The 9,847-nt window shown below is 68.2% G+C and carries 9 protein-coding genes and 2 tRNA genes; 4 read left to right on the top strand and 7 right to left on the bottom strand.

The window, feature by feature from the left end; genetic code table 11:
• Nucleotides 1–5: 5 nt before the first annotated feature.
• From ACNPM4_RS01905 to ACNPM4_RS01890, 4 genes are all read right to left on the bottom strand, one after another.
• Nucleotides 6–1,430, bottom strand: coding sequence for an aldehyde dehydrogenase family protein (locus ACNPM4_RS01905; protein ID WP_448984505.1), 1,425 nt, complete (start codon nucleotides 1,428–1,430; stop codon nucleotides 6–8).
• Nucleotides 1,431–1,560: 130 nt separating this feature from the next.
• Entirely contained in the window at nucleotides 1,561–2,739 is a 1,179-nt protein-coding gene (gene solA, locus ACNPM4_RS01900; protein ID WP_448984504.1) for an N-methyl-L-tryptophan oxidase, read from the bottom strand.
• 40 nt (nucleotides 2,740–2,779) lie between these two features.
• Nucleotides 2,780–3,916 carry a tyramine oxidase subunit B gene (locus ACNPM4_RS01895; protein ID WP_448984503.1) on the bottom strand — a complete coding sequence of 379 codons (1,137 nt, stop codon included), beginning with the start codon at nucleotides 3,914–3,916 and terminating at the stop codon, nucleotides 2,780–2,782.
• The gene (locus ACNPM4_RS01890) at nucleotides 3,913–5,457 is read right to left on the bottom strand and encodes an APC family permease (RefSeq protein WP_448984502.1); all 1,545 of its coding nucleotides are present in this window, start codon (nucleotides 5,455–5,457) and stop codon (nucleotides 3,913–3,915) included. Before ACNPM4_RS01890 ends, ACNPM4_RS01895 begins: the two co-directional genes overlap by 4 nt.
• Nucleotides 5,458–5,613: 156 nt before the next feature.
• Between ACNPM4_RS01890 and ACNPM4_RS01885 the strand changes: the two genes are divergently transcribed.
• The 4 genes from ACNPM4_RS01885 to ACNPM4_RS01870 are packed head-to-tail and all read left to right on the top strand — an operon-like array spanning nucleotide 5,614 to nucleotide 8,554.
• The gene (locus ACNPM4_RS01885; protein WP_448984501.1) at nucleotides 5,614–6,525 is read left to right on the top strand and encodes an AraC-like ligand-binding domain-containing protein; all 912 of its coding nucleotides are present in this window, start codon (nucleotides 5,614–5,616) and stop codon (nucleotides 6,523–6,525) included.
• Nucleotides 6,526–6,582: 57 nt separating this feature from the next.
• Nucleotides 6,583–7,719: a M24 family metallopeptidase gene (locus ACNPM4_RS01880; RefSeq protein ID WP_448984500.1), complete on the top strand. Its 1,137-nt coding sequence runs from the start codon at nucleotides 6,583–6,585 to the stop codon at nucleotides 7,717–7,719.
• A complete protein-coding gene (locus tag ACNPM4_RS01875) occupies nucleotides 7,719–8,150 on the top strand; it encodes a hypothetical protein (protein ID WP_448984499.1) in 432 nt (143 codons plus the stop codon). The genes ACNPM4_RS01880 and ACNPM4_RS01875 overlap by 1 nt, the downstream gene beginning before the upstream one ends.
• A 29-nt stretch (nucleotides 8,151–8,179) precedes the next feature.
• A complete protein-coding gene (locus ACNPM4_RS01870) occupies nucleotides 8,180–8,554 on the top strand; it encodes an HNH endonuclease (RefSeq protein WP_029264195.1) in 375 nt (124 codons plus the stop codon).
• Between the two features lie 109 nt (nucleotides 8,555–8,663).
• Here ACNPM4_RS01870 and ACNPM4_RS01865 read toward each other — a convergent pair whose 3' ends face one another.
• The 3 genes from ACNPM4_RS01865 to ACNPM4_RS01855 all read right to left on the bottom strand — a co-directional run bounded on the left by ACNPM4_RS01865 (nucleotide 8,664) and on the right by ACNPM4_RS01855 (nucleotide 9,785).
• Nucleotides 8,664–9,479 carry a hypothetical protein gene (locus ACNPM4_RS01865; protein ID WP_448984498.1) on the bottom strand — a complete coding sequence of 272 codons (816 nt, stop codon included), beginning with the start codon at nucleotides 9,477–9,479 and terminating at the stop codon, nucleotides 8,664–8,666.
• A gap of 133 nt (nucleotides 9,480–9,612) precedes the next feature.
• Nucleotides 9,613–9,685: transfer RNA gene (locus ACNPM4_RS01860), tRNA-Ala, on the bottom strand.
• A gap of 26 nt (nucleotides 9,686–9,711) precedes the next feature.
• Nucleotides 9,712–9,785, bottom strand: a tRNA-Ile gene (locus ACNPM4_RS01855).
• Nucleotides 9,786–9,847: the final 62 nt, after the last annotated feature.

The raw sequence follows: 9,847 nt of genomic DNA, 5'->3' as shown, positions 1-9,847 counted from the left end.
GTCACTCAGCCGTTGATGACCTGCGGCACGGCGACCGACTTGAGACCCTCGACCCCGAACTCGAGGCCGTAGCCCGACGACTTGTGACCGCCGAACGGGATCATCGGATGCACACCGCCGTGCGAATTGATCCAGACGGTGCCGGCCTGGATGCGCGCGGCGACCTTCCGCGCCTCCTCGCGCTCGCCCCAGACCGACGCCCCGAGGCCGACATCGAGGCCGTTGGCGCTGGCGATCGCCTCGTCCACATCGGTGTACCGGATGATCGGCAGCGCGGGACCGAACTGCTCCTCGTCGACGAGGGCCACCCCGTCGGTCACGTCGGCGACGAGCGTGATCGGGTAGAAGAGCTCCCCGAGCTCGGTCGCGGGTGCACCGCCCGTGACGATCCGACCGCCGTTGCGCGCCGCGTCGTCGACCAGGTCGCGCACGATCTCGAACTGGGCGCGGTTCTGCAGCGGACCGAGCACGTTCTGCTCATCCAGGCCGTTGCCCATCGGGGTCTGCCGAGCGACATCGGCCAGTGCGTCGACGACCTCGTCGTAGACGGAGTCGTGCACGTAGAGGCGCTTGAGCGCCGCACACGTCTGTCCCGTATTGATGAACGCGCCCCAGAAGAGCTCCTGCGCGATGGCGGTCGCGTCGACGCCCGGCAGGACGATCCCCGCGTCATTGCCGCCGAGCTCGAGCGTGAGCCTGGCGAGGTTCTGCGCCGAGCTCTCGACGATGCTGCGCCCGGTCGCCGTCGAACCCGTGAACATGACCTTGCCGATGTCCGGGTGGGAGGCGATCCTCGCCCCCACCTCGCGGTCTCCGGCGACACCGATGAGCACATCGCGGGGGAGCACCCGGTTCATGACCTCGATCAGCGCCAGCACACTCAGCGTCGTGTATCCGCTCGGCTTCACGACGACCGTGTTGCCCATGCGCAGCGCCGGAGCGATCTGCCAGATGCCGATCATGAGGGGCCAGTTCCACGGTCCGATCGCACCGACCACGCCGATCGCGCGGTAGTGGAGCTCGGCATGGGTCTCACCGTCGTCCACCACGGTCTCCGGCTCGAGGGGCGTCGCGGCGGCGGTGCGCAGCCACGCGGAGCACGCGCCCACCTCGAAGCGCGCGTTCGGACCGTTGAGCGGCTTGCCCTGTTCGCGGGAGAGCAGCCGGGCGAGCGGCTCGGCGTTCGCGTCGATCGCGTCGGCCACCCGGTTCAGAAGCGCACTGCGCTCCGCATGGCCGAGTGCATCCCACCCGGGCTGAGCCGCCTTCGCCCGCGCGACCGCGGCGTCGAGCTCGTCGACCGTGTGCACGGGTGCTCGTCCGATCGGTTCGCGCGTCGCCGCGTCGACCACTTCGCGACCCCGACCTTCGGGGGCGCCGACGCGCTCCAACAGGGCGGCCTCGTCCAGAACCGGGGCGTTCTCCGACATCACTGTCTCCTCACGATGGGGTGCGCGACAGGTTCATCGCGCAGTTCGAGTCTGTGCTCGGGGGTCGAGCGGGGTTTGACTGCCCGTGCGGCGCGCTTGCCGGTCCGTGACCGAAGAGCGCGGACCGGGCTCAGTGACCGCCGCCGCGGTACGCACCGACGGTCGCCAGCCGGTCGAGGTGCGCGGCCAGCGAGAAGTGCGGGTCGATGCCGGCATCGCTCGGCCGCGTGGCGAGCCGCGCAGCCCATTCCCCGAGCACGGGCGCGAACTTGAAGCCGTGACCCGAGAGACCGGTCACCGTCACGACCCGCTCGCTCTCGCTCACGTCGACGATCGGGGTGCGATCGGGTGTGTAAGCGCAGTGGTGCACGCTGGAGCGCACGGGCTCGGGGTTCAACGACGGGAAGAACTCCTTCGCCTGCTGCCCGATCTTCGCGAGTTCGTGTCGCGTGTACTCCCGCGGAACCTCGTCGACATCGCGGGCGACCGGCCAGGTCGGGTTGCTGCTCGCCTTGATCGAGTAGCCGTCGAGGCTCGGCGCCCCGAAGAAGTGCACGGGGCCCACGTCGCGCAGGAACGCGGGGAAGCGCTCGGGGAGGAAGTCGGCGATGTCCGTGGGCATGAACCAGGTCAACCCGAGGACCTGCAACCGCAACAGGTCGTGCAGCCGGGGGTCCAGCCGTGTGGACCAGGAGCCGGAGGCGAGGATCACTGTGTCAGCGCGGATCGCCTCGGTCGGGGTGCGCACCACCACGCCGCCCGGTTCTTCCTCGATCGCGAGCACCGGGGTGTGGAAGCGCAGCTGCGCACCGGCCGCCTCGGCGAGATCGAGGGCAGCCATCAGCGAGACCTCGGGACGGATGCCGCCGCCGTGGTGGTCGAGCACCCCGACGTCGCCGTCGTGCACGTTGTGCTGCGGGTGGGCGCGACGCAGCTCCTCGGTGTCGTAGAGGGTGTGCGGCAGGTCGAACTCGCGCACGGTGTCGAGGGTCGTGCGCATCTCGATCCGGTCGGGCTGGGCGATCGACAGGGCCCCCGCCTCGAGGTAGAGCTCCCGGCCGGACCGCTGCTCGAGTTCACGCCACAGTCGCCGCGACTCCTGCAGCATCGGCACGTAGCGCCCGCCCTCGTGATAGGCCGTGCGGAAGACCCGAGACTCGCCGGCGTAGGAGCCGCGGTCGTGCACCTTGCCGTACTGCTCGATGCCGATGACCTCGACGTCGTCACGCTGCGACAGTCGCCACGCGGCGAGCGCACCCACCGCCCCCAGCCCGACGATGACGATCCGCTTCCTGACCTGCACACTCATGGGAACTCCTGACGAATGATCGATGGGGGACGGACGCCGGTCATGCGAGAGCCGGAGTGTCCCAGAGCAGCAGTTCCGTGCCGATGCCCTCGGCCATCGCACGCCGGTAGACGACGGTCCCCCACGCGACGTCTTCCACCGGCATCCCGCCGACGGAGTAGAGGAAGATGTCGTCCTCCGTTCGGCGCCCCTCTGCCTGCCCGCTCATGATCGCGGGGAGGTTCTCGAGAGCCTCGTCGCGCACGTCCCCCGAACGGATGCGATCCAGCAGGTACATGCCGTGGAGGCCGATGTGCTCGTGCGCCGGGTGCGGCACCTCTTCGCTCCACGCCTCGTACAGCCCACGGAAGTCGGCGACGTGTCGCGCTCCGTGGAGCAGTTCGTCGTCGATCATGATGTCGGCGGGCAGGCTCACCAGCGCACCCGGTTTGAGCCACCGCTTCTCGATCCGCACGTAGTTCGCCGAACCGGCCGGCGTCGTGGGGGCGACCGTGACCAGATCGCTGTCGCGTACAGCATCCTCCACACTGTCGACGACCGTGACCGTCGTGAACTGGGGGTACTCGCGCCGCACCCACTCCACGAAGGAGTCGATGCTCGATCGGCTGCGTCCGGCGACCTTCAGGGTGTCGAGCTCGGGGCGCACGGCCACGAAGGCTTCGAGCGTCGTCCGGTTCATCACGCCGGGTGCCACGATGCCCACGCTCCGCGCATCGGGGTTGGCGAGGTGGCGGGCACCGACTCCCGGCACGGCGCCCGTGCGATACGCACTCAGCAGGTTCGCCGACATGTGCGCGAGTGGCGCGCCGGTGTCCTTGTCGCTCAGCGTGAGCATCAGGATCGACCGCGGCAGACCGTTCTCGCGGTTGGCCATGTTCGACCCGTACCACTTGCAGCCGGCCGTCTGGAAGGTGCCGCCGAGGTACGCCGGCATCGCCATCATCCGGCGATGGGGTCCGTCGAGCGGCATGCCCTCATGGGCGGATTCGGCGGGGAAGGTGACCATCGAGCCGTGCGAGTTCCCGTCCGGTCCGCCCATCCGGTAGTCGCCGGCGTCGACGAGACGCAGGGTCTCCTCCATCACGTCGACGCACAGCCCCATGTCAGTGACGCCGGCCGCGATCGTGTCCGGCTCGGACAGATACCGGAAGGTCAGTCTGGTGTCAGTGGTGCTCACAGGTTTCCTCTCGTCGCGTCGACCACCGGCTCGGGCTCGCCCAGGATCGGAGCCTCCGGCAGCTCGGTGCCGTGACCGATCTGGCGATAGACCTCCGGCCGCGCCCTGCGCAACCACAGCGCCCACACGACGGCCAGGGCCGAGGGCACGAGCAGCACAGCGGGAAGGATGAAGGTCGTCGGGGTGGACACGGCCTGACCGAGCAGCACATCCCAGTTCAGAAGGATCAGCACCCAGACGATCGCGAGCGCCACGAAGGCGATGATCGGCGCGACCAGCCTGCTGCCGGCGCCCACCTCTCGGCTGTCGCGGCGGAAGAAGCCGATCACCGCGACCGAGACGAGCACCAGGAGCAGCACGAGTCCGAAGGCGCCGAGGTTGGTGAGCCAGGTGAAGAGCGTGATCACCGGGTACGGTCCGTTCTCGGGGTTCCAGCCCTGCTCGCCGATCGCGAAACCGACGATCACGATGACCGCGATCGCGGACTGCAGGAGCGACCCGGCCCACGGCGCACCGCTGCGAATGCGGACGGTACCCAGCACCCGCGGCAGCACGCCCTCGCGACCGAGCGAGAAGGCATAGCGGGCGACCGCGTTGTGGAAGCTGACGAGGGCGGCGAACAGGCTGGTGATGAAGAGGATCGACATCACATCGACCCAGATGATGCCCAGGTGCTCGGCGACGAAGTTGAAGAACAGCGGAGGACCGGCCTCTTCCGGCGAGATGCCCGCGGGGTCGGTGATCTTGCTCGGGCCGACGGCGAGCGCGAGCGCCCACGAGGAGATGGCGTAGAAGATGCCGGAGACGCAGACCGCGAGGAACGTCGCACGCGGGATGGTGCGCTTCGGGTCCTTGGACTCCTCGCCGTAGATCGCGGCCGACTCGAAGCCCATGAACGCGGCGATGCCGAACGCGAGGACGGCCCCGACTCCCGGGACGAACAGCGCCGAGGGGGTGATGGGGGCCGCCGTGAATCCCTCGGCCGGGTTCCCGAAGGCGAACAGGTCGAACACGATCACCGCCACGAACTCCAGCGCGACGAGCACGCCCAGCACCTTCGCCGAGAGATCCACCCGGTGGACTCCGAGCACGCCGACGAGCACGATCGTGAGGAGGACCCAGACCCACCAGGGGCTCGCCCAACCGGTCTTCGACTCGATGAACGAGCTGATCTGGAACCCGAGCATCCCGTAGATGCCGATCTGCATGGCGTTGTAGGAGAGGAACGCGAGCACCGAGGCCCCGACGCCGGTCGGGCGACCGATCCCCTGCGCGACGTACGCGTAGAACGCGCCGGCATTCGTGACGAACCGGCTCATGGCGGCGTAGCCGATCGCGAAGATGCCGAGTGCCATCGCGAGCACGATGTAGCCGAAGGGGATGCCGTCGACGTGCGTGACCGCGTAGGCGCTGGTCACTCCGCCGGCGAGCACGGTGAGCGGCGCGGAGGCGGCGATGATCATGAATGCGACCGCGAAGACGCCGAGGCGCCGATGCTCGGCCGTTCTCGTCGTCGAGGTTGTGGGAGTGGACGTCACCATGGCACAGCTCCTTCGATGCTCGGGTAAGTCCTCATACTCGCCAGGGGGAGCCGTCGTCGATTGACGGCGAGAGCAGAACACTTGTCTACGCGGGCACAGCGCACGAATGCTAAAATGCAGCATCGTATATGATCGGCCACAGTGAGGTGAGCCCTGATGCAGAGTCTGTCGTTCCTCGACTACCGCCATGCGGTCTCCCGCGCCGTCGTCGCGCTCGACGTGACAGCGCCGGAGCAGGATCGCTTCCGGGGTGCGATCGACGCCACCGCTGCCGGCGACATCCACGTCTTCGCGATCGACGCCGACGGGCACGGCGTGCATCGCACTCCCTCCCTCATCTCCCGCGCCCCGCAGCAGTACTTCAAGTTCTCCCGCATCGAGCGCGGGAGCGGCATGATCGTGCAGGACGGACGCGAGACCGCACTCGGCAGCGGCGACATGGCGCTCTACGACACCGACCGTCCGTACTCCCTGCTCTTCGATGACGCCGTGCAGATGTCGGTGGTGATGTTCCCGAAGGTCCTCCTCGACATCCCCACGGAGGACACCAGCCGCATCACCGCCACGCGCCTCAATGCCGGTGGAGCGCTGGGGGCGATGGTCGGTCCCTACCTCGGCTCGCTCGCGGAAGGTGCACACCACCTCGACAGCCGCATCGCCCGACGGATGCTGCGGACCGCGGTCGACATGCTGAGCACGGTGCTGGAGGCGAACCTCGTCGCGACCGACGGGCCGGTGAGCGCGCACTCCACGACGCTGACGCACATCCTCACGTACATCGACGTGCACCTCGCCGACAGCGAGCTGTCTCCGTCCCAGATCGCGGCGGCGCACTACATCTCGGTGCGGCATCTGCACTCGATGTTCAGTGAGCAGGGGGCCTCGGTCTCCACGGTCATCCGGCGACGCCGACTGCAGCGCTGCTACGACGCGCTGACCGACCCGTATCAAGCGCACCGCTCCATCGCCGAGATCGCGATGAGTGCGGGCTTCGTCGATGCGGCGCATTTCAGCCGTGTGTTCCGCGCCCAGTACGGTGTGCCTCCCCGCGCGGTGCGTGGCGGCTGACCCCGCGTTCACGGAACCGGATGCCGCTGCGAGCACCCGCGCAGTAGCGTGGAACCCGTGAGCACACTGCCCTTCCCCGCCTCCGTGTACGCCGCCCGCCTCGCCCGCGCCGCATCCCTCGCCGCCGAGTCCGGGCTGGATGCGATCATCGTCGGGCCGGGCCCCGACCTGCAGTATCTGCTGGGTGTCGAGGGCGACACGATCGAGCGGCTGACGGCCCTGGTGATCGGCCCCGACATCGCTCCGACGGTCGTCGTGCCGCGGATGGAGCTCGCGAAGGTTCGCACCACCGCTGTCGGTGAGCTCGGACTCGCGGTCGCCGACTGGGTCGACGGCGAAGACCCGTACGCGCTCGTGACCGAGGCCGTGGATACCGTCTCCCGCGTCGGCGTCTCGGATGCGTTGCCCGCGCTGCACGTCGTGCCGATCGGCGAGCGTCTCGGAGTGCGTCTCGAGTTGGCGACGCCCGTGCTCCGCGAAGGACGCATGATCAAGGATGCCGAGGAGATCGCCGAACTGCGCCGAGCGGGGGACGCGATCGACGCGGTGCACCGCCGGGTGCCGGAGTGGCTTCGGGCCGGACGCACCGAACGCGAGGTCGCGGCCGAGATCGCCGAGGCCATCGTGGCGGAGGGCCACCGCACGGTCGAGTTCGTGATCGTCGGCTCGGGCCCGAACGGTGCCGACCCGCACCACGAGGTCTCGGACCGGATGATCGAAGAGGGCGACGTCGTCGTGGTCGACATCGGTGGTGCGGTGCCGAGCGGCTACAACTCCGACAGCACGAGGACCTACGTCGTCGGCAGCCCTGACCCGGAGGCGGCCGAGCGCATCGCGGTTCTCGTTCGCGCGCAGCAGGCGGCGGTGGACGCCGTCCGTCCGGGCGCGACGGCCGCACAGGTCGACGCGGCGGCCCGCGACGTGCTCGCGGATGCGGGTCTCGGCGAGGCGTTCCTGCACCGCACCGGCCACGGCATCGGCGTCTCGGTGCACGAGGAGCCCTACATCGCGCCGGGCAACGACCTGGTGCTGCGGGAAGGGATGGCGTTCAGCATCGAGCCGGGCATCTACTTCGCCGGCGCATGGGGCGCACGCATCGAGGACATCGTGATCGTCACGGCCGACGGCGGCGAGCGGCTGAACGTCGCCCCGCACGAGCTCGTGTCGGTCGGTGCGCACGCGATCGGTTCCTGATGGACGACGTATCGGCGCGGCCGCAGAGTCCCCAGAAGATCTCCGCCACCCACGGCGGTCTCATCCACGAGGTGAGGATCAGCTGGTGGCAGACCGATGACTGGCAGTGGGTGGTGGTCGTGAACTCCCCGGAGCTCGGCGCTGTCGAGCGGCAGGCGAACGATGCTTTCGAGGCGCTGTGCCTGTTGCGCGAAGAACTCGACCCGCGCGGGTGGCGGTTGGGGGTCGCCGGTGCACGGGCCGACGTCTGGCCCAGTGGCATGGCGCGCGATCAGGGTGGCGGTCTGAGCGCGTACCGGCTCGGCGCCGCTGGTCCGCAGGACCTCGTGTTCACGTTCAGCCCCGTGGATCCGGCGACCGTCGCTTCCGTCGCAGAGCAGCGCACGGCGGCTGACCGCTTCTTCTCGAAGTTCGGCGGCGGCGGGCGTTGAGCCCGCATCCACCGCGGTAGCATCAGCGCATGCGCCGCCCCCGCAAGGTCTCCTCCGCCAACGCGTCGCCGGCGACACGTGCGCGGTACGCCAAGCGTCGGACGAACCGACTCGCCAAGGTCGACAACGATCTCACCGACGCCCAGTGGCACGACCTCATGGATGCCTGGGGCGGATGCGCCTACTGTGGCGGCGAGGGGGCCGCGTTGCAGCGCGACTGCATCCAGCCCATCTCGCGCGGCGGCCGCTACACGCTCGAGAATGTCGTCCCTGCCTGCGCATCCTGCAACGCCAGCAAGCACAACGACGAGGTGACCGGCTGGCTTCGCCGGAAGAAGCTCGACGAGCGCACGTTCCTCGTCCGCCAGGCGACGATCCTGCGCGATCTGCGTCCGGTCGAGTGAGGCCGAAGCGCGTGAGCGCTGAGGTCTCGTCCCGCGCAATCGTCGGGTCAGTCCCGAAGACGGGAGAGGCTCCTGGGGTCGCGCACTGTGCGTTCTACGCCTCCAGCATTCAGCCCGTGAGGATCGCTTTTCGAAGCACAGCTTCGATCTGTGACGCCCGTAAGGAAACGCGCCCGACGTTCGCATAGTGAACGGCCTTATGCAGAGGGGACCCCGTTTGTTCCACCAGATCCCGAAACCGGACGGCATCCGGATGTGTGGCGGTACCGGAAAGCCAGTTGTGGGCGTGATCCCCCAGAGCGATGAGCAACGGCGGACGGCCATGGTTCGCACGCGTCAGGACTTCGAGCTCGAACCTGAGCACCGCCAGACCGTGTTCGATCGCAGGGTGGGATCGTCCGTCGAACGCTCTTGCGAGGTCCGGCCCATAGGGCGTGGGCGCCAGCTTGAACACGTCCGTGATGTACGGCGCGGGGTACTCCGCTGGAAGCCCTGCGTCGAAGGCCGCGAGCTCGACGCTAGCTCGGAGGAAATGGTCGGTAGACGTCGGCCCTGGATGATGGAAAGGGGCGAAGTCAACGGACGTGGGATCCAGAGTGCTACCGGCGAAATTGAGACCCAGAAGGGCCACGCTCGGAGTGAGCGGATAAGGTGAGGCCTCGAAACCGGCCCGGTCCGTGTGAGCGATTCGCGTGAGGTCGGCGATAGTGGCTTTCAACCCCGCGGCACTCGTTGCTGAGGAGAGATGCCGGTTCTCTGCGGTGATGCGTGAGGCAGCACCGCAGGTGCCCCAGTGAGCCCACGATGAAGCTTGCCCCAGACGCCATTCATTCGGATCGAGCTTGTCATTGGTTATGTCGTGCTCGCGCAGTTCGACATATGCGTCATAGCTGAGCCCTGGCAGGGTTCTGTGCGTGTCGGGCATCCGGCACCTCTCATGTCGTCAGCCTCGACGCTACTAGCCTCGATGACCGTCGGAGATCTGCTGCGGTGGCCTTCCCGTTCCGACCCGGAAACAGAAGAAGCCCCCGGCAACTGCCGGGGGCTTCTCGATCCTGTGGAGCCTAGGAGATTCGAACTCCTGACATCCTGCTTGCAAAGCAGGCGCTCTACCAACTGAGCTAAGGCCCCGTGAGGGAATTTCTTGAGTTAAAGGGTGGGGCTACCAGGACTTGAACCTGGGACCTCTTCATTATCAGTGAAGCGCTCTAACCGCCTGAGCTATAGCCCCGTCAACCTCCAAGACTTTACCGGAGAAACACGGAAAATCCGAATCGAGGGTGGGGGCCCCCG

The organism is Microbacterium umsixpiens (assembly GCF_053543675.1).
The sequence above is the reverse complement of the archived record's forward strand: the minus strand, read 5'-3'. Positions and strand labels throughout refer to the sequence as shown.

What these genes read in the sequence shown, in the direction of transcription:
- ACNPM4_RS01905 (WP_448984505.1), bottom strand. Translation starts at nt 1,430, where the DNA reads ATGTCGGAGAACGCCCCGGTTCTGGACGAGGCCGCCCTGTTGGAGCGC.
- solA (WP_448984504.1), bottom strand. Translation starts at nt 2,739, where the DNA reads ATGAGTGTGCAGGTCAGGAAGCGGATCGTCATCGTCGGGCTGGGGGCG.
- ACNPM4_RS01890 (WP_448984502.1), bottom strand. Translation starts at nt 5,457, where the DNA reads ATGGTGACGTCCACTCCCACAACCTCGACGACGAGAACGGCCGAGCAT.
- ACNPM4_RS01885 (WP_448984501.1), top strand. Translation starts at nt 5,614, where the DNA reads ATGCAGAGTCTGTCGTTCCTCGACTACCGCCATGCGGTCTCCCGCGCC.
- ACNPM4_RS01875 (WP_448984499.1), top strand. Translation starts at nt 7,719, where the DNA reads ATGGACGACGTATCGGCGCGGCCGCAGAGTCCCCAGAAGATCTCCGCC.
- ACNPM4_RS01870 (WP_029264195.1), top strand. Translation starts at nt 8,180, where the DNA reads ATGCGCCGCCCCCGCAAGGTCTCCTCCGCCAACGCGTCGCCGGCGACA.
- ACNPM4_RS01865 (WP_448984498.1), bottom strand. Translation starts at nt 9,479, where the DNA reads ATGCCCGACACGCACAGAACCCTGCCAGGGCTCAGCTATGACGCATAT.